26 protein-coding genes and 1 tRNA gene are annotated in these 25,321 nt (G+C 60.7%); 2 read left to right on the top strand and 25 right to left on the bottom strand.

What is annotated here, in order from left to right; all coding sequences use genetic code 11:
• Positions 1-3: 3 nt before the first annotated feature.
• The 15 genes from pilW to WOB96_RS13005 all read right to left on the bottom strand — a co-directional run bounded on the left by pilW (position 4) and on the right by WOB96_RS13005 (position 12,081).
• Positions 4-756: a type IV pilus biogenesis/stability protein PilW gene (pilW, locus tag WOB96_RS13075; RefSeq protein WP_341371739.1), complete on the bottom strand. Its 753-nt coding sequence runs from the start codon at positions 754-756 to the stop codon at positions 4-6.
• Positions 756-1,844, bottom strand: a complete 1,089-nt coding sequence (gene rlmN / locus WOB96_RS13070; RefSeq protein WP_341371738.1) for a dual-specificity RNA methyltransferase RlmN — start codon at positions 1,842-1,844, stop codon at positions 756-758. The genes pilW and rlmN overlap by 1 nt, the downstream gene beginning before the upstream one ends.
• A 28-nt stretch (positions 1,845-1,872) precedes the next feature.
• Positions 1,873-2,301, bottom strand: coding sequence for a nucleoside-diphosphate kinase (gene ndk, locus WOB96_RS13065; RefSeq protein WP_341371737.1), 429 nt, complete (start codon positions 2,299-2,301; stop codon positions 1,873-1,875).
• 101 nt (positions 2,302-2,402) lie between these two features.
• The gene (mnmA, locus tag WOB96_RS13060) at positions 2,403-3,467 is read right to left on the bottom strand and encodes a tRNA 2-thiouridine(34) synthase MnmA (RefSeq protein ID WP_341371736.1); all 1,065 of its coding nucleotides are present in this window, start codon (positions 3,465-3,467) and stop codon (positions 2,403-2,405) included.
• A gap of 28 nt (positions 3,468-3,495) precedes the next feature.
• A complete protein-coding gene (gene iscX, locus WOB96_RS13055) occupies positions 3,496-3,690 on the bottom strand; it encodes a Fe-S cluster assembly protein IscX (RefSeq protein ID WP_341371735.1) in 195 nt (64 codons plus the stop codon).
• A 17-nt stretch (positions 3,691-3,707) separates the two neighbouring features.
• Positions 3,708-4,046 carry an ISC system 2Fe-2S type ferredoxin gene (fdx, locus tag WOB96_RS13050; RefSeq protein WP_341371734.1) on the bottom strand — a complete coding sequence of 113 codons (339 nt, stop codon included), beginning with the start codon at positions 4,044-4,046 and terminating at the stop codon, positions 3,708-3,710.
• Between the two features lie 10 nt (positions 4,047-4,056).
• On the bottom strand, positions 4,057-5,928 hold the full coding sequence (gene hscA, locus WOB96_RS13045) for a Fe-S protein assembly chaperone HscA (RefSeq protein ID WP_341371733.1): 1,872 nt from the start codon (positions 5,926-5,928) through the stop codon (positions 4,057-4,059).
• A gap of 42 nt (positions 5,929-5,970) precedes the next feature.
• Positions 5,971-6,603, bottom strand: a complete 633-nt coding sequence (hscB, locus tag WOB96_RS13040) for a Fe-S protein assembly co-chaperone HscB (protein WP_341371732.1) — start codon at positions 6,601-6,603, stop codon at positions 5,971-5,973.
• Entirely contained in the window at positions 6,596-6,928 is a 333-nt protein-coding gene (iscA, locus tag WOB96_RS13035; protein WP_341371731.1) for an iron-sulfur cluster assembly protein IscA, read from the bottom strand. The genes hscB and iscA overlap by 8 nt, the downstream gene beginning before the upstream one ends.
• A 74-nt stretch (positions 6,929-7,002) precedes the next feature.
• Positions 7,003-7,407 carry a Fe-S cluster assembly scaffold IscU gene (gene iscU, locus WOB96_RS13030; RefSeq protein WP_341371730.1) on the bottom strand — a complete coding sequence of 135 codons (405 nt, stop codon included), beginning with the start codon at positions 7,405-7,407 and terminating at the stop codon, positions 7,003-7,005.
• Positions 7,408-7,439: 32 nt separating this feature from the next.
• Complete coding sequence (locus WOB96_RS13025; protein WP_341371729.1) at positions 7,440-8,732, bottom strand: IscS subfamily cysteine desulfurase; 1,293 nt, start codon at positions 8,730-8,732, stop codon at positions 7,440-7,442.
• A 61-nt stretch (positions 8,733-8,793) separates the two neighbouring features.
• Positions 8,794-9,939 (bottom strand): cysteine desulfurase family protein, encoded by a 1,146-nt coding sequence (locus tag WOB96_RS13020; protein ID WP_341371728.1) that lies wholly within the window; start codon positions 9,937-9,939, stop codon positions 8,794-8,796.
• Positions 9,923-10,444: an Rrf2 family transcriptional regulator gene (locus WOB96_RS13015; protein WP_341371727.1), complete on the bottom strand. Its 522-nt coding sequence runs from the start codon at positions 10,442-10,444 to the stop codon at positions 9,923-9,925. The genes WOB96_RS13020 and WOB96_RS13015 overlap by 17 nt, the downstream gene beginning before the upstream one ends.
• A gap of 52 nt (positions 10,445-10,496) precedes the next feature.
• Positions 10,497-11,261, bottom strand: coding sequence for a serine O-acetyltransferase (cysE, locus tag WOB96_RS13010; RefSeq protein WP_341371726.1), 765 nt, complete (start codon positions 11,259-11,261; stop codon positions 10,497-10,499).
• A gap of 79 nt (positions 11,262-11,340) precedes the next feature.
• Positions 11,341-12,081: an RNA methyltransferase gene (locus tag WOB96_RS13005; RefSeq protein ID WP_341371725.1), complete on the bottom strand. Its 741-nt coding sequence runs from the start codon at positions 12,079-12,081 to the stop codon at positions 11,341-11,343.
• Positions 12,082-12,183: 102 nt separating this feature from the next.
• Between WOB96_RS13005 and WOB96_RS14515 the strand changes: the two genes are divergently transcribed.
• Positions 12,184-12,441, top strand: a complete 258-nt coding sequence (locus WOB96_RS14515) for a sigma 54-interacting transcriptional regulator (RefSeq protein WP_423229750.1) — start codon at positions 12,184-12,186, stop codon at positions 12,439-12,441.
• 74 nt (positions 12,442-12,515) lie between these two features.
• Here WOB96_RS14515 and secF read toward each other — a convergent pair whose 3' ends face one another.
• From secF to WOB96_RS12975, 6 genes are read right to left on the bottom strand one after another with little or no spacing between them, the layout of a single operon-like run.
• The gene (gene secF, locus WOB96_RS13000; protein WP_341371724.1) at positions 12,516-13,466 is read right to left on the bottom strand and encodes a protein translocase subunit SecF; all 951 of its coding nucleotides are present in this window, start codon (positions 13,464-13,466) and stop codon (positions 12,516-12,518) included.
• Between the two features lie 9 nt (positions 13,467-13,475).
• Positions 13,476-15,269: a protein translocase subunit SecD gene (gene secD / locus WOB96_RS12995; protein ID WP_341371723.1), complete on the bottom strand. Its 1,794-nt coding sequence runs from the start codon at positions 15,267-15,269 to the stop codon at positions 13,476-13,478.
• 45 nt (positions 15,270-15,314) lie between these two features.
• Positions 15,315-15,650 carry a preprotein translocase subunit YajC gene (gene yajC / locus WOB96_RS12990; RefSeq protein WP_341371722.1) on the bottom strand — a complete coding sequence of 112 codons (336 nt, stop codon included), beginning with the start codon at positions 15,648-15,650 and terminating at the stop codon, positions 15,315-15,317.
• A 28-nt stretch (positions 15,651-15,678) separates the two neighbouring features.
• Positions 15,679-16,827 (bottom strand): tRNA guanosine(34) transglycosylase Tgt, encoded by a 1,149-nt coding sequence (gene tgt, locus WOB96_RS12985; RefSeq protein WP_341371721.1) that lies wholly within the window; start codon positions 16,825-16,827, stop codon positions 15,679-15,681.
• A complete protein-coding gene (gene queA, locus WOB96_RS12980) occupies positions 16,820-17,866 on the bottom strand; it encodes a tRNA preQ1(34) S-adenosylmethionine ribosyltransferase-isomerase QueA (RefSeq protein WP_341371720.1) in 1,047 nt (348 codons plus the stop codon). Before queA ends, tgt begins: the two co-directional genes overlap by 8 nt.
• Positions 17,847-19,166, bottom strand: a complete 1,320-nt coding sequence (locus tag WOB96_RS12975) for a hemolysin family protein (protein WP_341371719.1) — start codon at positions 19,164-19,166, stop codon at positions 17,847-17,849. The genes queA and WOB96_RS12975 overlap by 20 nt, the downstream gene beginning before the upstream one ends.
• Positions 19,167-19,259: 93 nt before the next feature.
• On the opposite strand from WOB96_RS12975, the gene WOB96_RS12970 reads away from it, so the two are divergent.
• Positions 19,260-19,346: transfer RNA gene (locus WOB96_RS12970), tRNA-Leu, on the top strand.
• Between the two features lie 157 nt (positions 19,347-19,503).
• On the opposite strand, the gene WOB96_RS12965 is transcribed toward WOB96_RS12970, so the two are convergent.
• From WOB96_RS12965 to WOB96_RS12950, 4 genes are all read right to left on the bottom strand, one after another.
• Positions 19,504-20,739: a glycosyltransferase family 4 protein gene (locus tag WOB96_RS12965; RefSeq protein WP_341371718.1), complete on the bottom strand. Its 1,236-nt coding sequence runs from the start codon at positions 20,737-20,739 to the stop codon at positions 19,504-19,506.
• Positions 20,720-22,033, bottom strand: coding sequence for a nucleotide sugar dehydrogenase (locus WOB96_RS12960; protein ID WP_341371717.1), 1,314 nt, complete (start codon positions 22,031-22,033; stop codon positions 20,720-20,722). Before WOB96_RS12960 ends, WOB96_RS12965 begins: the two co-directional genes overlap by 20 nt.
• Before the next feature lie 101 nt (positions 22,034-22,134).
• A complete protein-coding gene (locus tag WOB96_RS12955) occupies positions 22,135-24,168 on the bottom strand; it encodes a heparinase II/III family protein (protein ID WP_341371716.1) in 2,034 nt (677 codons plus the stop codon).
• Positions 24,169-24,227: 59 nt separating this feature from the next.
• Positions 24,228-25,319 carry a glycosyltransferase family 4 protein gene (locus WOB96_RS12950; RefSeq protein WP_341371715.1) on the bottom strand — a complete coding sequence of 364 codons (1,092 nt, stop codon included), beginning with the start codon at positions 25,317-25,319 and terminating at the stop codon, positions 24,228-24,230.
• Positions 25,320-25,321 lie beyond the last annotated feature (2 nt).

The raw sequence follows: 25,321 nt of genomic DNA, 5'->3' as shown, positions 1-25,321 counted from the left end.
GTCTCATGGTAACTGGAGAAGTAGGCTCTGCGCTCTGCGACCCTGAGGCGAGAATGGTGCCTGGTCGATGACTTGCTGAAAATGACGTCTGGCTTCCCCGTAACGCTTGCGATCCCTGGCCACCTGGCCCGCAAGCAATCGCGCGTCCAGATCCTTCGGCATCTGCGCCAGGGCCAGTTCCACTTCACTTTCAGCAGCGGGCAGATTGCCTTCAGCATAGTCCAGAATTGCCAGTTGCAGCAAAGCGGGGGCAAAATTGGGCTGGATTTCCAGGGCGCGGTTCAGCTCGGCGCGCGCCTGCTGCTGGTCACCGCGCGCCGCATGGACCTTGGCAAGATTCAGATAGGCAAACTGCGGCGTGGGATAGAGCGGGTCGGCCAAGGCCTGCCTGAGTGCCTTTTCGGCCTCGCCGTACTTGCCCTGAGATAACAGGAAAGCGCCATAATTGTTGAGGATGCCGGGGGCATGCGGACTGATGTCGAGTGCCTCGCGGAAGGCCTTGGCCGCAAGCTCCGGCTGGTTCAACTGTTGATAGGCAAGCCCCAGCGCGCTATGGGCATCGGCCGAGCGGGAATCGATCTCGATGGCCTTGTTGAATTCCTGAACCGCCGCTCGCGTCTGGCCCTGCTGCAGATAGGCCACGCCAAGCGCTGTGTAGATCTGCGCGCGCTTCTCTGGCGAACTGGCATTTTCATTGCCGGATGTGGCGCAACCAGCCAGAAGCAGCAATGCGGCAAGCCAGAAGGCAGCTTTCATCAACCCGCCTGGATGGGAATGGTCTTGCGGCCCGTGCGGTCCTGCACCCGCCCGGCCAGTTGCCCGCAGGCGGCATCGATATCCTCGCCGCGCGGGCGCCTTGTGATGGTGACGATGCCGCGGGCATTGAGCTCGTCCCGGAAGGCATCGATACGCGCCTGCGGTGAGCGCTGGTAACGTGCCCCGGCATAGGGATTGAATGGGATCAGGTTGACCTTACAGGGGATGTCCCGGACCATGCGCGCCAGTTCCCGGGCATAGACCGGATCATCATTGACCCCGTCGAGCATGATGTACTCGAAGGTGATGCGTCGCCGCGAACCCAGCGGATAGCGGCGGCAGGCGGCCATCAGCTCGGCCAGGGGATACTTGCGGTTAAGCGGTACCAGCCGGTCGCGGATATCATCGCGGGTGGCATGCAGGCTGATCGCGAGACTCACGGCACTTTGCTGCCCGAATTTATCCATGGCCGGCACGACGCCGGAGGTACTCAGGGTCACCCGGCGCGGAGCGAAGGCATAGGCCAGGTCATCGGTCATGAGATTGCAGGCGGGAACCACGCTTTTGAGATTCAGCAGCGGTTCGCCCATGCCCATGAGCACGACATTGGTGATGGCGTCGGGCCCGAGCGCGCGTCGCGCCACCCGGACCTGACTGATGATCTCGGCAACCGTCAGATTGCGGCTGAAGCCCTGCTCGGCGGTGGCACAGAAATCGCAGTCGATCGGGCAGCCGACCTGGGACGAAATGCACAGCGTGCCCCGCTCGGCTTCCGGAATATAGACGGTTTCGATGCAGTTGCCATCATCAAGCTGCAAGAGCCACTTTTGCGTGCCGTCCAGGGAGTCCTGGCACAGCAGTTCGCGCGGCTCCTCGATGCAGGTTTCCGCCGCCAAGCGGGCCCTGAGCGTCTTGGCCAGATTGCTCATCTGCGCGAAATCCCGCACATCGCGCTGATGCACCCACTGCAGCAACTGGGTGGCGCGAAAGCGTGGCTCGCCCCAACTAATGAAAAGCGCTTCCAGACCTGCCCGATCGAGTTCGAGCAGGTTGATGGGATATTGCGAATCCGGCTTCAGGGAGGACATGGACCCGTCGACTTTGGTACTGCCGGGCTTATTCGCGACCGGCAATTTCCAGTTGGCTGAAGAAGTAGGAGATTTCCCAGGCCGCCGTTTCGGCGGCATCCGAGCCATGCACCGCATTGGCATCGATGCTCTCGGCGAAGTCGGCGCGGATGGTGCCGGCTTCGGCCTTCCTGGGATCGGTGGCGCCCATCAGCTCCCGGTTCCTGGCGATGGCATTGTCGCCTTCAAGGACACTGATCAGCACCGGGCCACTGCTCATGAACGCACACAGTTCGCCATAAAAGGGACGCTCCTTGTGCACGGCATAGAAACCACCCGCCTGAGCCGGGCTCAGGTGCATCATTTTCGCCGCCACGATGCGCAGGCCGGCATTTTCAAAGCGCTGCAGGATGGCACCGATGGCATTCTTGGCAACGGCGTCGGGCTTGATGATGGAAAGAGTGCGTTCAGTAGCCATGGTTATCCTTTTTGGACCAATATGATAAGGGATGATTCCAGAAAAATTTGGCCTAAGGCTATCATTTGCGCCTGCTTAGGGCAATGACGCCAGTCGCGCACTCAGACGATCCAGCCGCCACCCAGTAGCTCATCATCGCGGTAGAATGCCGCGCCCTGGCCGGGCGTGATCGCCCGTTGCGGGGATTCGAAGACCAGCCGACCCGTACCCTGATCCTCTGGAAGAAAGCGGGCCCTGGCGGGCTGGCTGCGATAGCGCAGCTTGACCTGAAACTCCCCCTCGGCCGGCTCAGCCCCGGCAAACCAGTTCATGTTGTCCAGGCGGGCCTCCTGCTGATAAATGGCGGTCTCGCCACCCACCACCACCCGATTCTCGGCCGGCAGGATAGCCTTGACGTAGAGTGGGCGCTCGGAGGTAACACCAAGCCCCTTGCGCTGGCCCACGGTATAGAAGGGCACGCCCCGGTGTTGGCCGAGCACCTCTCCGGCCTCGTTGACGATCTCGCCCGGACGGGCGAAGCCCTCGCCCAGTTCCTGGCGCAGGAACTTGCCGTAGTCACCACTGGGCACGAAACAGATATCCTGGCTCTCGGGCTTGTTGGCCACTCGCAGGCCAATATCCGCCGCCAGGGCGCGCACTTGGGGCTTGTCCATGCCCCCCACCGGGAAAAGCAGCATGTCGAGTTGCTCGGGAGGGGTGGCGAAAAGAAAGTATGACTGGTCCTTGGCGGAGTCGCGTCCGCGAAACAGATGTGCCCGGCCGTCTTCATCGCGCTGCAGTCGGGCATAGTGGCCGGTGGCGAGATAGCTCGCGCCAAGTGCCTTTGCATGCTGGATCAGGCGCTCGAACTTCATGAACTGGTTGCAGCGGGCACAGGGATTGGGCGTGCGTCCGGCCTGATAATCATCGAGGAAATTCTGGATGACCGTCTGGCGAAAGCTTTCTTCGTAGTTCAGGACGTAAAACGGAATGCCGAGCCGATCCGCCACCCGCCGGGCGTCGGAAACATCATCCAGACCACAGCAGCTACTTTCTTCGCCACCCTGGCCCCGCCAGAGGCGCATGGTCGCGCCAATGACTTCATAGCCCTGCTGCTGCAGGATGGCGGCCGCCACCGAGGAATCCACCCCGCCGGACATGGCCACCAGAACCCGTTCACCCGCCATGTTTCCTTCCAGAGCCCCTGATTGGGCTTCACTCACGCTCGTCAAGCCAGGTCATCTGAATGGCTTCGAGAATACCCTCCGTGGAGCGGGCGGGATCATCATCGAAGCCTTCCAGTTCGGTGATCCAGCGATGCAGATCGGTAAAACGCACGTACTGCGGGTCTGCGTCGGGATGGGCCTCGTCGAGGGCAATCGCGATCTCGCGAGTATCGGTCCATTTCATGCCAGTTTCTCCAGGTTCTAATGCCGTTCCTTTTCGAGATTGATGGTGTACTTGGGAATCTCCACCACCAGATCCTGATCCTCGACCACGGCCTGACAGCTCAAACGTGAAGTCGGCTCCAGACCCCAGGCCTTGTCGAGCAGGTCTTCCTCGGTCTCCTCCGCCGGCTCCAGGGAATCGAACCCCTGGCGCAGGACGACATGGCAGGTGGTACAGGCGCAGCTCATCTCGCAGGCGTGCTCGATCACGATGCCATTGCGCATGGCCGCCTCGATGATGGTTTCGCCCGGCTCGGCCTCGACCTCGGCGCCTTCGGGGCAGATTTCGGCATGGGGCAGAAAGGTGATTTTAGTCATTGGTATCCCGTCATTCAAAATGCTCGATCTTCTTGCCAGTCATGGCCTCGCGAATACCCGCGTCCATGCGCCGCTGGGCAAAGGTCTGGGTCTGCTCCTCCAGGGCCTTCATGCGCTGGCGCAGGACCTCGAGCTCATTCCCGGCGGCGGCCGCTTGCAACTCACGGACGGCCAGCTCGATCTCGGCCAGTTCTCCGCTACTCAGAAGATGCCGGTCCTCGGCAATGGCCGCAGCCAGGGCCTCCAGCGAACGCTGGGCCTCGACCTGGGCCTCGCGCAGGGTGCGCGCCGCGACGTCTTCCTGGGAGTGCTCCAGGGAGTCGCGCAGCATCTGCTCGATTTCGGTGTCACCCAGGCCATAGGAGGGTTTGACCGTGATCTGGCTCTCCACGCCGGTGCTCAGCTCGCGCGCGGTGACGGACAGCAGGCCATCGGCATCCACCTGGAAGGTGACCCGGATGCGCGCGGCGCCCGCCACCATGGGCGGGATGCCATGCAGTTCGAATCGCGCCAGGGAACGGCAATCCTGCACCAGTTCGCGCTCGCCCTGCACCACGTGAATGCTCATGGCGCTCTGGCCATCCTTGTAGGTGGTGAACTCCTGGGCACGCGCCACGGGAATGGGCGTATTGCGCGGGATGATCTTTTCCACCAGCCCACCCATGGTCTCCAGTCCCAGGGAAAGCGGCGTGACATCCAGCAACAGCAATTCGTCATCGCGCTTGTTGCCCGCCAGCACGTCCGCCTGAATGGCGGCACCGATGGCCACCACCTTGTCCGGATCGATATCCACCAGAGGCTCGGTGCCAAAGAATTCGCGGGCAGCCTTGCGCACCCTGGGGACTCGCGTGCTGCCACCGACCATGACAACGCCCTGGATTTCGCTTCGATCGAGTCCGGCATCGCGCAGGGCGCGCCGGCAGGGCGCCAGGGTGCGCTGAATGAGCGGTTCGATGAGATCATCGAATTGCGCGCGCGTGAGCACCCCGGTCCAGGCCTGCCCATTGGGGAGATCCAGCCGGATTTCGGCCTCGGCCTGCTCTGTGAGATTTTCCTTCGCTTCGCGGGCGGCCATCAGCACCCGACGCAGCCACTGCGGGTCCTCGCTGCGGCTGCCGGCCTGCTCCAGTATCCATTCGGCAATGCGATGATCCATATCGTCACCGCCCAGCGCCGAATCCCCCGCCGTCGCGAGCACCTCGAAAACGCCCGCCTTCAGGCGCAGGATGGAGATATCGAAAGTGCCGCCGCCAAGGTCATAGATAGCGAAGACGCCCTGGGAACCCTTGTCCAGCCCATAGGCCACTGCCGCTGCGGTGGGCTCATTGAGCAATCGCAGCACATTCAGACCCGCCAGTTTGGCAGCATCCTTGGTCGCCTGGCGCTGGGAATCATCGAAGTAGGCAGGGACCGTGATCACGGCGCCGGCAAGCTCCCCGCCCAGGCTCTCCTCGGCACGCTGGCGCAGTGCCCGGAGGATTTCGGCCGAGATCTCCACCGGGCTACGGGGGCCGGCGATGGTGCGGATGCGCACCATGCCCCCACCTTCCGGCATGACCAGATCATAGGGCAACTGGTTGGCAAGCGTGCCCACATCGGCAATGCCACGGCCCATCAGGCGCTTGACCGAGGCAATGGTGTTGTGTGGATCGCTGGCGGCAGCGGCCAGGGCATCCTGCCCGACCTCGACCCGGCCATCCGGCAGGTAGCGCACGACAGAGGGCAAGAGATGCCGACCTAGCGCATCGGGCAGGGTCTCGGGCACGCCGGAACGCAGGGTGGCCACCAGAGAGTTGGTGGTACCAAGATCAATGCCAACGGCTAATCGATGCTCGTGTGGCGCGGTGCTCAGTCCCGGTTCACTGATCTGCAGTAAAGCCATGATTTTTCCCGGATGGTGGAGGACGACGGAAAGGAAAGGTCTTCAGTCGAACTGCTCTTCGAGACGATCCGCCTCTTCAAGCAGCTTCCTGAAAAACTTGAGTTCCTGGATCAGGATGGCGGCGGAAGCGGTATTGCTGGGCGTTTCGCCCCCCAGATCGGTACGCAGGCCGTCCATGCGTTCGGTGGTGGCGCTACGGATATCCCGGCGCAAGGCATCCAGGGCAGCCAGAGGATCGTTGCTGTCCCGCGCCTCTTCCAGGCGTTCGCGAAACTCCATCTGCTCGCCCAGGAAGGCGGGATCCATGACGGTGCGGGATTCGTCCTGGCTTGGTACGCCACTGAGGTTCAGGAGATATTCCGCACGTTTCAAAGGATCACGCAGGGTGGCATAGGCTTCGTTCAGACGGGTACTCCATTCTAGCGAGAAGCGTTTCTCCCGCGCTTCTGCCGTGGCAAAGCGGTCCGGATGCACCAGCCGGCTCACGGCGCGGTAGCTGTCCTCCAGGGCATCGAGATCCAGTTCATAGGCCGGGGCCAGTCCAAACAGCTCGAAATGATCGAGCTGGGGTGATGGCTGCAGGGCGTTGCAGGCCGGGCAGAACAGCACTGGCTGCCCTGCAGGTTTCAGATCTGCCTGACAGCGCCAGCATGCTGGAGCACCGGTTTCAGACATTGAAGCTCTCGCCGCAGCCACACTCGTCCTTGACATTGGGATTGTTGAACTTGAACCCCTCGTTCAGGCCCTCCCGGACGAAATCCAGCTCCGTACCCGACAGATAGATCAGGCTTTTGGGGTCGACGAAAATCTTGACGCCATGATTTTCAAATACCTGATCCTCGGGCTTGGGCTCGTCCACGAATTCCATGACGTAGGCCATGCCGGAACATCCGCTGGTGCGCACACCCAGACGCAGCCCCTCGCCCTTGCCCCGCTTCTGCAGTGATCGCTGGACGTGTCGGGCAGCCCTTTCGGTCAGATCGACGCCTGCTACTGACATATCATTTCTCCTCGATCAGGACGGCCCAGGCTGGCGGCATGACCTGTACCAGCCACCCAGGCCCCAGAATACCGTCAGGAAGCGGCCTTCGCCTCCGGCACCCCATGTTTTTCCTTGTAATCGGCAATGGCGGCCTTGATCGCGTCTTCCGCCAGGATCGAGCAGTGAATCTTGACCGGCGGCAGGGCCAGTTCCTCGGCGATCTGGGTATTCTTGATCGCCATTGCCTGATCCAGGGTCTTGCCCTTGACCCACTCGGTCACCAGCGAGCTGGAGGCAATGGCCGAACCACAGCCGTAGGTCTTGAAGCGGGCATCCTCGATCAGGCCGTTGTCGCCGATCTTCAGCTGCAGCTTCATGACATCGCCGCAGGCCGGCGCGCCGACCATGCCGGTGCCCACGGAAGGATCGCCCTTGTCGAAGCTACCGACATTGCGGGGATTTTCGTAATGGTCAACAACCTTGTCACTATAAGCCATGATGTACTCCTTTCCTTGTCAGATTTGCCGGATCAGTGCGCAACCCACTGCACGCTTTCCAGATCAATGCCTTCCTGATACATCTCCCAGAGTGGCGACAACTCGCGCAGCTTGTCCACCTTGGAGGCGACGAGTTCGATGGTGTAATCGATTTCAGCTTCGGTCGTGAAACGACCCAGTCCGAAGCGGATGGAGCTGTGCGCCAGTTCGTCACTGCGGCCCAAGGCCCGCAGTACATAGGAGGGTTCGAGACTGGCGGAGGTACAGGCCGAGCCGCTGGACACGGCAAGATCCTTGAGCGCCATGATCAGAGACTCGCCCTCAACGAAGTTGAAACTGATGTTGAGATTCTGCGGTACCCGCTGTTCGAGGTCGCCGTTGACATAGACTTCCTCGATGCGCTCGCGCAGGCCATTGAGCAGCTTGTCGCGCAGACGCCGGATGCGGGCATTTTCGCCTTCCATCTCGCGCACGGCGATCTCGAAGGCCTCGCCCATGCCCACGATCTGGTGCGTCGGCAGGGTGCCGGACCGCATGCCGCGTTCGTGGCCACCGCCGTGCATCTGCGCCTCGATGCGCACCCGCGGCTTGCGGCGCACATACAGGGCACCGATGCCCTTGGGGCCGTAGGCCTTGTGAGCGGATAGCGACATCAGATCGGCGTTGATGGCATTGACGTCCACCGGCACCTTGCCGACTGCCTGCGCGGCATCGACATGAAAGAGAATGCCGCGCTCGCGCAGTATCCGGCCGATTTCGGCCATGGGTTGAATCACGCCGATTTCGTTGTTGACGTACAGCACCGACGCAATGATGGTGTCAGGGCGCAGGGCCGCCTGGAATGCATCAAGATCCACCAGCCCATTTTCCTGTACCGGCAGGTAGGTGACCTCGAAGCCCTCGCGTTCCAGCTGGCGACAGGTATCCAGGGTGGCCTTGTGCTCGGTCTTCAGGGTGATCAGGTGCTTGCCCTTGCCCTTGTAGAAATGCGCAGCACCCTTGAGGGCCAGATTGGTCGCCTCGGTTGCCCCGGAGGTCCAGACGATCTCCTTGGGATCGGCGCCGATGGCCTTGGCAACCTGCTCGCGGGCATGCTCGACGGCCTTCTCGGCGGTCCAGCCCAGGCTGTGGGAACGGCTGGCCGGGTTGCCGAACTGCTGGGTCAGATAGGGCAGCATCTTCTCCACGACACGCGGATCGACCGGCGTGGTGGACTGATAGTCCAGATAGATCGGGGTGTGTTCCGCATTTGTAGCGACTGGCTGCCGGACCGCGGCCTCGCGCTCCTGCACCTGTTTTGCCAGACTTGTTTCAACTGTGCTCATGCTGCCCTCCTTGCCACATCCAAACCTGACAGGCCTCAAGCCTGATTATCCAAATCGCGGTTCAGCCGGCGATTCGGGAGAGATTGCGCAAGCGTTCCACCTGCTGTCGAAGAACCGAAACGAAACGGTCTATATCCGCCACCGAAGTATCGCGTCCCAGACTGACGCGGATGGCGCTGCGCGCCACATCCACCGGCACGCCCATCGCCAGCAGCGCGGGACTCGGATCCAGGCTGCCACTGGAGCAGGCCGAACCGCTTGAAACCATGATATCCATTAGATCCAGGCTCATCAGGAGGGTTTCCCCCTCGATACCCGGAACCCCCAGGGCAACCGTATTGCACAGGCGCGGCGCGTCCTCGGCAAACACCACCATGTCCGGTACGGCGGCCCTGGCGGCCTGGATGAGACGATCACGCAGGGCTGACTGTTGCGCCATGTCTGCATCCAGGCGTTCCTGCGCCAGCACCGCAGCCTTGCCAAATCCCACGATGGCGGCCACGTTTTCAGTGCCGGCCCGACGCCTGCGCTCATGCCCGCCTCCGTGCAGCAGAGGCTCCAGCGCGGTACGCTTGTCGAGCACCAGGGCACCGACACCCTTGGGACCGTATATCTTGTGCGCGGACAGGCTCATCATGTGCACGCCCAGCGCGCCAAAGTCGACCGGCATCTTGCCAAGGGCCTGTACCGCATCCGTATGCACCAGTGCTCCGCGCGCCCTGGCGATCCGGGCAATGGCAGCGACATCCTGTATCGCGCCGGTTTCATTGTTGGCCAGCATGACCGAAACCAGTCCGCAAGCGGCTGGCATGGCCTCAGCCACTGCTTCCGCCTGAACCAGTCCATGGACATCCGGGGCGACCCGCTGCACTGGCCAGCCCTGGCGCGCCAGTGCACTTGCCACCTGAGCCACCGAAGGATGCTCAATGGCGCTGACCAGCAGTGCTGCATCCCGCCCCTTGAGCGCAGCGACGCCTTTCAGGGCCATGTTGTTGGCCTCGGTGCCGCTGGCGGTAAATACCACCTGACTGGCCTGCACCCCGACCAGACTCGCCACCTGCTCCCGCGCCTCATCCACCGCAGCGCGCGCGATCCGGCCGGCTTTGTGCACGCTGGAAGGATTGCCGCAACAACCCTGCAGGTGGGGCAGCATCGCCTCCAGGACCTGCGGATCGACGGGCGTGGTGGCGTTATGATCCAGATACATGCTTGTCCGCGCCGGCAACGGCAACCACCGTCTTCTCACGCGCCATCCGATGGTCGCGCAAGGGGCTGCCGTGCTCCTGTCCGAACTGTTTCTCATGGTGCTGCGCCACAAGCGCGGCGAGTGTCACCCCATTGAGAAACTGCTGAATCTCTGTGCCCAGCGCCTCCCAGAGGTCGTGCGTCAGGCAGGCGACATTTTCACCCTTGCAGCGATTGGCCGCCTCCCCACCGCAAATGGTGGTCGAAATCGGCTCGTTGACAGCGGCGATGATGTCGGAAACCCGAATCGCATATTCAGGCTGCGCCAGATGATAGCCGCCACCAGGACCCCGCACGCTCTCCACCAGGCCCTTGCGCCGCAAGCGACCGAAGAGCTGTTCAAGATAGGCCAGCGAAATCTGCTGGCGCTTGGCGATGTCAGCCAGAGTTACGGCACCCTGGTCCTGAAACAGCGCCAAGTCGAGCATGGCAGTGACTGCATAGCGGCCTTTCGTGGTCAGCTTCAAGTGGTTTCACCATCCTGTGTGCTACGGAAACTATCTTATCCGACTATTTCAGTCAAGTATTAGTTCCCCGACTTTTCTCTCCCGGCCCGGCGCCATTCAGATCACAGCTGACGGGTTCCATCTCTTCCCTGAGCAGACCTCGCCGGCCCTGCTGCTCAGCAATCATCTGCTGCAGCTTTTCGATGTGCTCATCCTGACGATGCATGTGGTCGAGCATGCACTCGATGGCCCGCGCGATCGGGTCGGGCATCTGCTCGGTAGCGGCATAGGCTTCGAAGGCGAACCGGCGCGCACTTCCCTCCTGCTTGACCACCCGCCCCGGGATACCCACCACCGTGGCATTGGCCGGCACCTCCTTGACCACCACCGCGTTGGAGCCAATCCGGCTACAGTCGCCCAGTCTGATGGGCCCCAGAATCTTGGCACCCGCCCCAACAATGACATTGTTTCCCAGGGTGGGGTGGCGCTTGCCTTTCTTCCAGCTGGTACCGCCCAGGGTAACGCCGTGATAAAGCGTGCAATCGTCACCAATCTCGGCCGTTTCCCCAATGACCACCCCCATGCCGTGATCAATGAAGAACCGCTGGCCGATGCTGGCGCCCGGATGGATCTCGATGCCCGTCAGGAAACGCGAAAAAGCCGCAATGACCCGGGCCGGGCTGGCAAAGCCGCGCACCCAGAGCGAATGCGCCAGCCGATGCAGCAGCAGGGCATGGACGCCAGGATAGGTCAGCACCACCTCCATGAAATTCCTGGCGGCGGGATCACGCTCGAACACCACCTGAACATCCTCCCGCAAGCGCCTGAAATATCCCATATTCTCTCCGTTTATCCCGGACATCTAGAAATGAAGAAATTTTCAATTAAACCTTTACCCGACTTGCAACGTCAAGAATTCAGGATTGGTTGCGGCTTTTGTCCTGTGTGGGAGGAGAATGTTCCAGCGCTGTCAGGATGCCACGCAGGATATTGACCTCATGCGATTGCAGTTCGGCCCGGTCGAACATGCGTCGGATCCGGCGCATCAGGGGCTTTGGGGCCTGGGCATTGAGAAAGCCGCTGTCGATGAGCAGTCTTTCCAGATGCCCGTAAAAATATTCCGTCTCGGCCAAAGTGGCGCGGGCCTGAGCAGATTCGGGCCTGCTTACCGGAACCCTGCCAGCCATCCAGAGCTCATAGGCGACCACCTGCACGGCCTGCGCCAGATTGAGCGAACTATAGGCCGTGTCGGTGGGGATCTGCATCAGGGCATGGCAGCGATCCAGCTCATCATTGCTCAGGCCTGTGCGCTCACGACCGAATACCACGGCGCAGGCCCCCCGCTGGCTCTCCTCAACGACCTTGAGCGCCGCTTCCCGCACCTCGAACACCGGCCAGTCGGCACGCCGCTCACGCGCACTGGTGCCGATCACGAACCGGCAGTCAGCGATCGCCTCCACCAGTGAATCCACCACGCGCGCATGCTCCAGCAGGTCATCCGCGCCGGAAGCCAGGGCTGTTGCCTCGGCATGCGGAAAATATCTGGGGCTGACCAGGGTCAAGCGGCGAAGCCCCATGTTCTTCATGGCGCGGGCCACTGATCCGATATTGCCGGGATGGCTGGTTTCGACCAGTACGATGTTTATGTCATCAAACATGGAGCAAGCATCCTGTAGGGAACGCCATACGGCCGGGCATGATTTTGCGAATGGGTCCGAATCAACCGGATCAGCAACCGGAATTCCTCCCGCACCGGTTCAATGGCATGTTTTCAACCAATGATAATACGCGGGGAAACAACAATAATGCACGTAGCACGGGAAGCGGATCGGAAGATGTGCTGCACTGGTGCCCGCGTGCCAGTCACCGGCCCGACAGGTGCAGGCAAGGAGCTTTTCGCGCAAACCGCGCATCAACTGAGCGGAACTGCACCCGGACCACGCGGCGATTGGCATCAGCCGCAAGGCACTGTGGGAAAAGATGCGGAAATCCAGCCTGACAGAACGGGAGAAGGGTGAGCATGGGCGGCCATGGCTCAGACGCGCAAAGGCCGGCGCTGGATACCGGCCTCGGATTCCTGAATGGGGGCGCTTCAGATGCGCGCCCCATCCTCACGATCCGTACCACGGATCAGCTTTGATTTCACGACATGTTCACGCTTGAGGCCCAGCCAGAGCGCTGCCGGGCTGGCGATAAAGATCGAAGAGTAGGTTCCCACCAGAATGCCGACCACCAGGGTTGCCGCAAAAGGCTCCAGCACCGGCCCACCAAAAAAGAGCAGAGCCAGAACGACCAGCAGGGTGGTCATGCTGGTCATGATCGTGCGTGAAAGCGTGGAGTTGATGCTCTCATTCATGATCATTTCCACTGACTTATTCCTTTGCTGGACCAAATATTCGCGAATCCGGTCGAAAACGACCACTGTATCGTTTATGGAGTAGCCCATGACCGCCAGCAAGGCCGCCAGCGTGCTGATGGAGAACTCCATGCCAGTAACACTGAAGAACCCCAGCACGAGAATCGGATCATGGAGAAGCGCCAGGATGGAGCCAATGGCAAATCGCCACTCGAAACGAAAGCTGACGTAAATCAGAATACCCAATATCACCAGGACCAAGGCCAACATACCTTGCTGAGCCAGTTCCTTTCCGACTTGTGGTCCCACAAACTCGACACGACGGACCTGCACATCCTGACCCTGGGCCCCCTGCTTTAGCGCCGCGGCAATCCGGGTACTCAGGGTCGCACTGTCTCGTGCCTGCCCCCCCGGCAACCGGATCAAAACATCCTGGGGACCACCAAAGGTCTGTACCACAGCATCACCAAATCCCTGCTGTGTCAGGGCGGCACGCACATCTGCAACCGGTACAGTGCGCTCGTAGCGCACTTCCACCAGGGTGCCGCCGGTAAAGTCGATGCCGAGATTAAGGCCCCTGGTGGCTAGGGACACAAGGCTGACGATGATCAGGATCAGAGAAAAAACCGCAAAGTGCCTGCGCTTTTCCATGAAACGGATTGCGGTACGGCGCTTGAAAAATTCCATGGCGAATCCTTAGATGTATAACTTCTGCAAACGCCGGCGGCCCATGACCAGGTGAATGATTGCACGGCTGACCATCACAGCGGTAAACATTGAAGTAAGAATGCCGATGCTCAGCACGACCGCAAAACCGCGTACCGGACCCGTTCCGAACTGAAAGAGTACCAGACCGGCAATAAGGGTTGTGATATTGGCGTCAACGATTGTCGCCAGCGCCCGATCAAAGCCGGCGTCCACGGCGGCGCGCGGGCTCATGCCATTGCGGAGTTCCTCACGAATGCGCTCATAAATGAGCACATTTGCATCCACTGCCATGCCCACCGTCAGCACGATACCCGCCATGCCTGGCAGGGTCAGGGTCGCTCCGAATAGTGACAGGGCCGCGATGATCATCACGACATTGAGCGCCAGAGCCAGATTGGCCACCAGACCAAACAGACGGTAGTAGGCCGTCATGAATACCAGCACCACCAGCATGCCGATGACAAGCGAGTTGATTCCCTGGGCGATGGAGTCCTGACCCAGGCTCGGACCCACGGTACGTTCCTCGATCACGCTGACCGGGGCCGGCAGGGCGCCAGCGCGGAGCATGATGGCGACGCTATGAGCTTCCTGGGTATCATCAAAACCGTTGATCTGCGCGCGGCCGCCGGTGATCGGCTCGTTGATCACGGGCGCCGTGATGACCTTCTCGTCGAGCAGAATGGCCATGCGCTTGCCGGTGTTCTCGGTGGTCAGGCGCGAGAAGATGCGGGTACCGCGGGCATCGAAGCTGACGTTGACGATGGCCTGTCCGGTCTGCTGGTCGATGTTCGAGCCGGCATCGTTCAGAAATTCGCCTGTCAGCACAGTATGTGTCTTGAGCAGGTAAGGCTGGCCCTGACGGTCATAATAAATGGCATCCCCGCTCGGCACCTGGCCGGCCAATGCGCCAGCGAGGTCGTGCGCCTCGTCGACCAGCTTGAATTCGAGCTGCGCCGTGGAGCCGATGATCTGCTTGGCGCGGGTGGTGTCCTGCACGCCTGGCAACTGTACCGCAATGCGGCTCTCACCCTGGCGCTGGATGACGGGCTCGCTCACGCCCAGCTGGTCGATGCGGTTACGGATGGTGATGATGCCCTGTTCCACTGCAAACTTGCGCAGCCGCGCCTTTTCATCATCCGTGGGGGTGATCCGCAGGAAGCTGCCGTCGGCATTGCTCAGGGGCTGCAGGGCAAGTTCCGGATATCTCTCGGCGAGCACCGACTTGGCCGATGCCATGGCTTGCGGATCATTCATTTTCACCAACAGGGTATCGGGATTCGGTCGTTCCACCCGCAGATAGCGAACGCCTTTCTCCTGCATGTAGGTACGCAGTTCATCGACATAACGGTCAACGGCACGCTGGACCGCGACCTCGGTCTGCACCTGCAGGAGCAGATAGACCCCGCCACGCAGATCGAGGCCCAGGTTGACAGGCTTACCGCCAAGCTGCTGCAACAGCTCCGGGGCAGCCGGCTGATTGGCGAGCACCACCTCGGTCTGATCGGGAAGCCTGTCGCGCAGCAACTCCTGGGCTCGGGACTGGTCGGCAGGATTATTGAAAAGCACTTTCAAGCCGCTCCCCTGCGCACGTATCGAGTCATAGGGAATTCGCGCCTGACGCAGCATGGCGGAAATGTCGGCACTAGCCGGGGCAATCATGCCCTGCGGCGCCCGGATCTCCACTGACGGCACGGTACCGAACAGGTTGGGCAGGAAGTACAGGAAGGATGGGATCAGCACCGCCAGAATCAGCAGGTACTTCCAGAGCGGATATGGTTTCATTCAGCGCAATCCTTGCAGGAGGGCGTGGACAGGTGGATGGCCGGATCAGCCCTTTTTGAGGCTGCCCTTGGGTAGCACCATGCTCACGGCCTGTTTCTGCACCTTGATGATCACGCCATCCGCCACTTCCAGCCCGACGAAATCGTCATTGACGCTGGTGACCCGGCCGGCCACGCCGCCATTGGTAACGACCTCGTCACCCTTGGCCAGGGACTCGATCAGTTGCTTGAGCTCCTTGGCGCGCTTGACCTGGGGCCTGATCAGCAGGAAATAGAAGATCACGAAGATCACCAGCATGGGCGCCAGCTGCATCAGCAGGTTGGTCTCCGTGGGTGCTGCGGGTGACTGGGCAAAGGCAGTGGAGATCAGGTCAAAACTCATGGGGGTTCCTTTTCATAGAATCAGATGCTCAGCTCTCAGCGCCACAATGCAGCGAACGACCCACTACATGCTGTCCGCGCCGCGCATAGAAATCCTGCACGAAGCTGTCCAACCGGCCCGCGGCAACGGCATCACGCAGATCGTGCATGAGATCCTGATAGTAGTGCAGATTATGGATCGTGTTCAGTCGCGCGCCCAGAATTTCTCGATTACGCTGCAGATGTCGCAGGTAGGCCCGACTGTAATGCCGGCAAGTATAGCAGCCACATTCAGGATCGGGGGGACCGGGGTCGCGCTCGTAACGGGCATTGCGTAGCTTAACCGTCCCTTGCCGGGTAAACAACCAGCCATTGCGGGCGTTGCGGGTCGGCATCACGCAGTCGAACATGTCCACTCCACGCCGCACCGCTTCGACAATATCCTCCGGTGTGCCAACTCCCATCAGATAGCGCGGCTTGTCAGCTGGCATGCCCGGCATGATGGCATCGAGCACTGCGAGCATCTCTTCCTTGGATTCCCCGACGGACAGGCCGCCAAGGGCATAGCCATCAAAGCCGATCTCGAGCAGGCCCCCAAGCGAGCGCTCACGCAAAGCGGGATACATGCCGCCCTGCACGATGCCAAACAGTGCCCCCTCCCCGTCATAGGCATCGCGTGAGCGCGCAGCCCAGCGCAGGCTGAGCTCCATGCTTTTGCGCACGGTCTCGAAATCCGCGGGATAGGGCGTGCACTCGTCAAAGATCATGACGATATCCGAGCCAAGGCGTTTCTGCACGTCCATGGATTCCTCGGGCCCGAGAAAGACGGCCTGGCCATCCACGGGTGAACGGAACTTGACCCCGGCCTCGGTGATCTTGCGCAGGGCACCGAGACTGAAGACCTGGAATCCCCCCGAATCGGTGAGAATCGGGCCGTCCCAGTGCATCATGCGGTGTAAACCGCCAAGCGCCTCCACCACATCCAGCCCCGGGCGCAGCATCAGGTGGAAGGTGTTGCCGAGAATGATGTCGGCGCCGACCTCACGCAACTCCTCGGGAGTCATGGCCTTGACCGTCCCATAGGTCCCCACCGGCATGAAGGCGGGCGTGCGGATCTCGCCACGGCGCATGTGTATGACGCCGGTGCGGGCCGCGCCGTCGCTGCCATGCAGCTCAAATCGCAGGGGCGCCTCAGCCATTGCCGGTCTCCGGACTCTCTGGCGTGACGAACATGGCATCTCCATAACTGAAAAAACGGTAGCCCTGCGCCACGGCATGCGCATAGGCGCCCAGGGTCTTGTCGATACCGGCAAAGGCGCAGACCAGCATCAGCAGTGTCGACTGAGGCAGATGAAAATTGGTGATCAGGGCATCGACCACACGGAAACGGTAGCCGGGATAGATGAATAGCCGCGTTTCCCCGGCAAAGGGCTGCAGCGTACCGCTCTCAGCTGCCGCTTCCAGGGCGCGCAGACTGGTGGTCCCCACCGCCACGACCCGGCCACCGCGCGCGCGGGCGGCGGCAATCGCGGCGACCGTGCTTTCCGGCACTTCAAGATACTCGCTATGCATGTGGTGCTCGCGGATGTCCTCGCAGCGCACCGGCTGGAAGGTACCGGCGCCGACATGGAGGGTCACGCTGGCCTGTTCGATGCCCCGAGCGCTGAGGGTATCGAGCAGCGCCTGATCGAAGTGCAGCCCCGCGGTCGGGGCTGCCACGGCGCCGGGGCGCCTGGCAAACACGGTCTGATAGCGTTCGCTGTCTTGAGTGTCTGCCTGGCGGGCGATGTAGGGTGGCAACGGCATTTCGCCGAACTGTTCCAGCAAGGCGGGCCAGGGCAGATCGGCCGGACTTTCGAGCAGGAAGAGGTCGCCCTCGCGGCCCAGCACCCGCACGGCAACCTGCTCTGCCAGCAGAATCTCCATGTCCGGGCGCAGCGGCTTTGAGGCACGTGCCTGAGCCCAGGCCTGGCGGGGTGAAGCCAGCCTCTCCAGCATCAGCTCGACCGCGCCGCCACTTTGCTTGCGTCCATGCAAACGGGCCGGGATGACCCGGGTATCGTTGAATACCAACAGGTCGCCCGGTTGCAGCAAGACAGCGAGATCGCGGAACGACCTGTCCGCCACCTGCCCGGTCCTGCCATCCAGGGACAGGAGACGGGAGGCACTGCGTTCTGGCAGGGGGGTCTGGGCGATCAGGGCTTCAGGCAGGAAATAGTCAAAGATCTGTTTTTTCACGGTCCGAGGTCGGATATATCTGTACTCGCAGTATACGCGGACCTTGCATCTCGCGCACCACAATATCGAAATCATCAAAGCTCACCCGCTCGCCCGGATTGGGCAGGCGTTCAAGCCGCCACATCACCAGCCCGCCGACGGTATCGACCTCCTCCACCAGGATATCCGTGCCGAGCTCGCGCTCCAGGGTATAGATCGGCAGGCTGGCCGGCCCAAGCAGGCTGCCATCGGGCAGGTGCTGCCAGCGCTTGGTCGGCCCATGCTGGAATTCGTCCTGGATCTGGCCTACCAGCGCCTCCAGGATATGGTCCATGGTGATGAACCCGGTTATCGTGCCCCGCTCGTCAGTGACGATGGCAAAATGCGCCTCTCCCCCGCGAAACCGCTGGAACAGAGCAAAGGCCGGCAGGTCCCGATGCACGGTGACGATGGGCCGGATGAAGCGTTCCAGGTTGTCGAGGCTGTCACCGCTGCGCCGCGCCGCGAAGAGATCCTTGACGTGAACGAGCCCGACCACATTTCCCCGATCACCCTCGCAGGCAGGATAACGGGTATAACGATGCCGGTCCATCATGGCGATGTTCTCCGCGGCGGGCCGATCCAGGTAAAGGCAGCGCATCTCGGCAGCCGGTCGCATCAGCTCGCCTGCGGTCAGTTCGCCGAAATCCAGGGTGCGGGACAGAATTTCACCCTCCTCCCGACTCAGCTCACCCTGGGCATGGCTGGACATGACGATCATCTTGAGTTCTTCGGGGGTATGCGCCTCCTCCCCTTCGTGCGCCACCTGCAGGCCAAAGGCCCTGAGTACCAGGTTGGCACTGAGATTCAAGCCCCAGATGGCAGGATACATCAGCCAGTAGAAGGCATACAGAGGTACGGCAGTCCACAGGGAAACCGGTTCAGGCTGGCGGATGGCCATGGACTTGGGCGCAAGCTCACCCAGCACGATGTGCAGATAGGAAATGATGATGAATGCGGTAACGAAGGAAATGCCATGGACCACGTCCGGTGAATCAACACCGGCACGCGCCAATACTGGTTCAAGCAGCCTGGCGAAGGCCGGTTCGCCAATCCAGCCCAGCCCCAGTGAGGCGAGGGTGATGCCTAGCTGGCAGGCCGAGAGATAGGCATCGAGATTCCGGTTGACCTGTCCGAGAATCCGGCCGCGTAGCCCGGTATCGCGGGCCAGGGCCTGCACCCGCGTGGCGCGGATCTTGACCATGGCAAATTCGGCAGCCACGAAAAAGCCATTCAGAACAACCAGGGCGAAAGCTGCCAGCACAAGCAAAAAATTATCCATGCGGTTTTTTTAACATGATGTCCCGCAAAAACCAAACGAGTATTAACGGTACTTGCGCAAAGCTGGCCGGCATACTAGAATTCCGCCACTTAAGCCGGGGTGGCGGAACTGGTAGACGCGCCGGACTCAAAATCCGGTGGTGGTGACACCGTGTCGGTTCGATTCCGACCCTCGGTACCAATGAAACAAGGACCTAGCGCAAGCTTGGTCCTTTTTTATGTCCGCCAATCGCCGCTCGGGACAATTTGGGACAATCCTTGTCCCTGACTGTAAATCCTCTCCCAGAGTCGGACAAAAGCGCTCCGGCTAGCTATGAATAGTGGCTTACGAAGCTGTTCTACTTTCCGCTGGCCTGGCTGGCGGGAATGGGGCGGCGAAGGTCCAGGGCCTCATAGGCTGCGAGCAGAACGGGCACCTGGTATTTCCATTCCAGCTCATTGACCACTCTGGCCCGGCCTATTTCGCCCATTTTCTGGCGAAGGTCTTGGTTGTCCAGCAATTGCATGATTTTGGCCGCCATGTCGATCTCATCATTTCTGGCCGCATAAAGTGATGCTTCCTGGGCAGAGAATCGGCCTTCGGTGAGATCAAATTGTACGATTGGCTTGCCAAGCGCCATGTACTCCATGATCTTGTTCATGGTGGATTTGTCATTCATGTCATTGGCGACATCAGGATTCACACAAACATCCGCGGTATTGAGCATTTCCAGCAGTTCCTGGTCCGGCACGCGACCAGTGAAGGTGACGTAGTCGGCAATGCCAAGCTCCTCGGCGTAAGCCTTGAGGTTATCCAGCTCGGTGCCACCGCCGACGATGCCAAAATGCACATCCTGGCGGCTCTTGTCCTGGATGATGTAACGGGCGGCGCGCAGCAGGTAGTCGATGCCTTCCTGCTTGCCCATGACACCAACATATCCGACCAGATATTTGCGCCCCTTCTTCAGGGCCGGCACTGGTGGCAGGATGCGCAGGCGGTCGAGCTTGGGGCCACTGCGCACGACAAAGACCTTGTCGGGATCCATGCCGCCACGCTCGATGGCGATGCGTCGGTAGGACTCGTTGGTGGCAATGGAGACATCCGCGGTGCGAAAGGTCAATCGCTCGAAAAACACCATCAATTTGTAGAAAAAGTCACGCCGGCCGAACTTCGCCTCGTAAAGCTCTGGATTGATATCATGATGGTCGAAAACGAATTTCTTGCCAAAGAGCTTGAAAAATCCACCGACCAGAAAAATCAGGTCCGGCGGATTGCAGGCGTGAATGATGTCGAAGCCACGCGTCAGCAGCACCCGCCAGGCCAGGGTGAATTCCCAGAACAGGGCCGCACCATATTCGAAGGCATAGCCCAGGGCGCCATCCGCCTCTACCGGTAACGGGTGCCGGTAGATATGGATGTCATCGATGACCTCGTAGCGCTTTTCATAGCCCTTGCCGGTAGGGCAGATGATGGACACCTGATATCCGGCGTCTCGCAGGGTGTTGGCCTCCTGCCATACCCGACGATCAAAGGGAGATGGCAGGTTCTCGACGATGATCAGGACACGCCTGCGCTTACCAGCAAATCCCCTCATAACGGCCTCCCTGCGAGCGGGCATCCGAGATACGCACCAGATCGACCATCACCTGGCCATCGCGCATGCGATCCGGCACTTCCCGGAACTCCTTGGCGCCATTGCCTACCACCACGGTATCGCCGTGATCGAGCACCTGTTCCATGTGATCGACCATCAGGCTGGAGATGTGGGGAATGTGGTTGAGGATGTAGTCGCGGTTGGCGCCGGTCAGCGTGGCTAGCTGCACGTTGCGGTCATAGATGCGCAGATCATAGCCCTTGCCGAGCAGGCGCTCGGTCACTTCGACGATGGGGCTTTCGCGCAGATCGTCGGTGCCGGCCTTGAAGCTGAGCCCGAGGATGCCGACCCGCTTGTGGCCCGTGGCCATGATCATCTTCAGACCGCGATCGATGTGATGATCGTTGCAGGGCAGGATGGAATTCAGGATCGGCAGTTCCAGATCCAGGGTACGGCCCTTGTAGGTCAGCGCGCGCACGTCCTTGGGCAGGCAGGAACCGCCGAAGGCGAAGCCCGGTTTGAGGTAATAGGGCGAGAGATTGAGCTTGGTGTCCTGGCAGAAGATGTCCATGGTCTTGTGGCCATCGATGCCGAGGGACTTGCAGATGGTGCCGATTTCGTTGGCAAAGCCGACCTTCAGGGCGTGCCAGACATTATCGGTGTATTTCACCATTTCGGCGGTGGCGACGTCGGTGCGGATCAGGGGCGCATCGAGCTTTTCGTAGATCCGCGCCAGCATGTCGCCGCTCTGGGCATCGATTTCGCCGATGACGGTCTTGGGCGGATTGTAGAAGTCATAGACCGCCGTGCCTTCGCGCAGGAACTCGGGGTTGTTGCAGACGCCGAAATCGAGGCCGGCGGTCTTGCCGGAGTATTCTTCCAGGGTGGGGATCACCACGTTCAGCATGGTACCCGGCAGAATGGTGCTGCGGATGACCACGAGATGGAATTCGGTCTTGTCGCGCAGGACGGTACCGATCTGCTCGCAGACGCGGCGCACATAGCTGAGATCCAGGCTGCCGTTGGCCTGACTGGGCGTACCCACGCAGATCAGAGACATCTCGGTGGCCCGCACCGCCTCCTCCACGCTGGTGGTGGCGCGCAGACCGCCATTGTTTACGGACTTTTCAATGATTTCCCCGATATCCTTTTCAATGATTGGAGTCTGGCCATTGTTGATGAGGTTGACCTTGGTCTGATTGGGATCCACGCCAATCACTTCGTGTCCGTCATTGGTCAGACAACCCGCGGAGACCGCGCCGACATAACCCAATCCAAAGATGCTGATTTTCATGATGCCCCTCTTTCGTTTGACTGCCACGCGATGATTATCGCTATTCAAGAAAGTTCCGCCATTGCACGAAAGTCCGGCCGATCAATGGCCTATGGCGAAATTCATTCATTGTTCGATTTATCCCGGCTACGGAAGAAATTGCAGTCGATTTCCGTGACAATCTGGGTCTCACCGGAAACCGGCACGCTGTACACCACGGTGGTGGATGGCTGCTTGACATCGAATCGCCGGGAGACCCAGCCCAGTGGCGGCTCCTCGCAGCCGGATTCCAGCCGCGCCTCGATCTGGCTGGCCTGGCTGCGCAATTGCACCCCTGCTGGCCCGTTGCGCACCGTGACAAGGCCCTGATCCAGGGACACCACGCAGTCTTCGGAGAAGTGCCAGAAGAGCTCGGCCAGATGCCCTTCCTTGCAGCGCAAGGTATCGGTGATGACCAGTTTGTGTTTGGCTTTATAGAAACGGATATGTCGCTCATGGATCACGGGATCGGGAAGACGGGCATAGCCGTCATGCTGGCCGAGGAAGTAATCGACATCCTCGCCGGGTCGCCAGGTCTTGCACTGGGTCTGTGCCTTGCGCAGCCACATGAAGTTGCCGCCAATGACCGACTGATCCTCCCAGTCGATACGCACCGTGTTGTGCGCGGAAGTGCCGCGAAAGTAGTTGCGCCATTCCTTTTGCGTGTGGTAGGCATAAGTGCCGGGGTCGATGAGGATTTCCCGGCCGGCGAGCGATAGCGTGAAACTCAAGGCATCGGCATGACCATGCGCGGCAATCGCCTGATACCCAAGGGGGCCTGCGTCGATTACGGCGCGAACCTCCTGATCGCTTTCAAAGTCGCAGCCTAGGACATAGTAACCACCGTCGGGGAAGCTCTGGCGCACCGGCAGGCTGATGCCCTCCGTCGAGACCCTGGCAAAATCTGTTTCGGCTTGCGGCCCGAGCAGCCAGCGGGTCTTGTCGTCCAGTTTTTTCGCCTTGAACTTGAAGTCTCCACGTTTGAAAAGCACGGCACCGGTGGCCAGCAGGGATCGGTAAGGGCAAAACTTCTCATCCTGGGAAAGGCGTACCGCATACCCATCATCCGCATCGCCGATCATGGGCACGTGCCCACCGCTATCCATGATCGATGCAAGATACTCGAGCATGGCCTCCATGCGCTGCCAGTACGCAGCCGAAAACTCCACGCCGCGCTGGCGCCCGGCCAGGGCACTGATCAGCAGGAAATCCAGCACGAACTGCTGGTAGGAAATCGCCTGCTCGCGATTTACCCCATCCGGTGCATTCTGGGTGAGCGCCTCCTGCTGCAGGATGTCCTGGGCAACCTGTTGCCAGCGTGCAAAACTGTCCCAGTAGGGCCAGGCAGCCGTGGCGACGAATAGTCCGGCGGCCTCGCCGATCAAATGATTGTTCGCCGAGGAAAACCGCGAAAAATGCCCGCGAATGAAGTGTGCGTGCTGATAGATGGCGGTCAGCCAGCGACGCAGGAAGGCGCGCCCTTCCCTGCCTGAGAAGGCGGGCGACCTGAGTCCTCCAATCAGGCTCCAGACGAAGCTCCAGTTGATCAGGCGAATGCCAAGCTCCAGCGAACTGGTCCAGTTCGGGCCCATCAGGTAAGGACACTGCTCAAACCAGGCATCAAGCTGAGTGACAAGGGCAGCGAGGTATCGAGTGTCCTGGCTCAAGTGGTAAGCCTGGGCCAGTGTGACCAGATGCAGATGCCGGTTCGGCTCCCAGAGATACTTGATGTCCCCGACCAGGGCGGGGTCACGGTAATTCAGGGTCTTGCCAAAGCTCAGCGGCGCCTCCTTGCCGCTCAGGGGATCACGGTTCCAGCGCGGCGGATGGCCGAGTTCGGCGGCTTTCAGCGCAAAGACATCCAGGCGCCCTTCCATGATTGCTTCCGCTGCCTTGTAGCAGGCCTGGGCATCCACCCCACTTGCCGGGGCTGCCCAGAGATCCTCGGTCTGGGACAGATTGGGTCTTGGGACGGAGCGTGCGGTCATCAGGCCGGCCTGCTCGACTGTGGCCACCATCAGGTTGCGGGCCCGGTAGCCCACCTCCGCCGGGGACATGCAGCTGAGTCGGTTCCAGCGCCAGTAGATCTTCTCCACCAGCTTTGCGTTGTTGCTCATCAATATCTCCTCCCTATACGGCTCGGGTATGGAATGCCCGGAACACGTCCCCTCTCATTTCATGCACCGGCCAGCAGTGGCTGCACGCCAAACTTGCGATACAAAGCCTCGATCTGGGGAATCACCTTGTCGGCCTCGAATTCCGCAGCGACCTTGCGCAGCCCTGCCTCTCCCATTTCCCGGGCCAACTCAGGACTGGACAGCAGGCGCCGGAGCGCGGCCTCTAGTGCGTCCACATCACCCGGCTCGACCAGAACACCCTCCTTGCCGGACGTCACGGCATCCGGGATGCCGCCAACCCGCGTGGAAACCACGGGCAGGCCCGCAGCCATGGCTTCGAGCACGCTCATGGGCAGGCCCTCATGATAAGAGGGCAGCACGAAAACACCGGCGCTGGCCAGCAGGGCTTGTTTTTCCTGCCCTCTCACCCAGCCAAGCAGGCGAATCCGCTCCTGAATGCCCAGCACTTTGGCGCGGCGCATCACGGCTTCCGCATCGCCATCGCCGCCACACAGGAGTTCGAGATCAGGAAAATCGGCCTTGAGTCTCGATACGACTTCCAGCAGATCGAAAATGCCTTTGCGCTGGCCAAGGCGCCCAAGAAAAAGCAAAGACCAAGGCTTGCGGCTGATCTGGCTTTCAGCCAGAGTGCTGGTTTGGGTGACCGGATTGAAAATACGAACGATGTTCGGGTTTGTGGTCACGCTCGACATCCATCGCAGCCATTGTGTCGAAAGCACGGCAATACATGCCGAATTGTCCAGCATGTAAACGACGATCCTTCTTGATAGGTCATTGCACCTTTCAGAAAAAAACTTGTCGAATTCTGCTCCATGCAGATGAAATATCACTGGCCGGCCTGCCAGAAATGCCAGGGACATGAAAATCGATTTGCGCCAGAAGCTGGCATAGGACGCTGAGTGCACGTGAACCATCTGCACCTGCCCGGATAACAGCAGCCCGGTGTAACGCAGCAGACTCTTGACCGCCATGGTGAATTTCTTTACGGGACTGCCATCACAATGTGTCGGCAGATAAAGCACTGGCCAGCGCTCGAAGAGACCATGTTCACGATAAACATTCACAACTGCGGAAACCCCGCCCATGGTTTCAAAAGCGGTCCCCAGCATGACCACATATTTTTCTCGCATGT

Origin of the sequence: Thermithiobacillus plumbiphilus (assembly GCF_038070005.1) — a bacterium.
GTDB lineage: Bacteria > Pseudomonadota > Gammaproteobacteria > Acidithiobacillales > Thermithiobacillaceae > JBBPCO01.
This window is presented reverse-complemented; position numbering and strand designations above follow the sequence as displayed.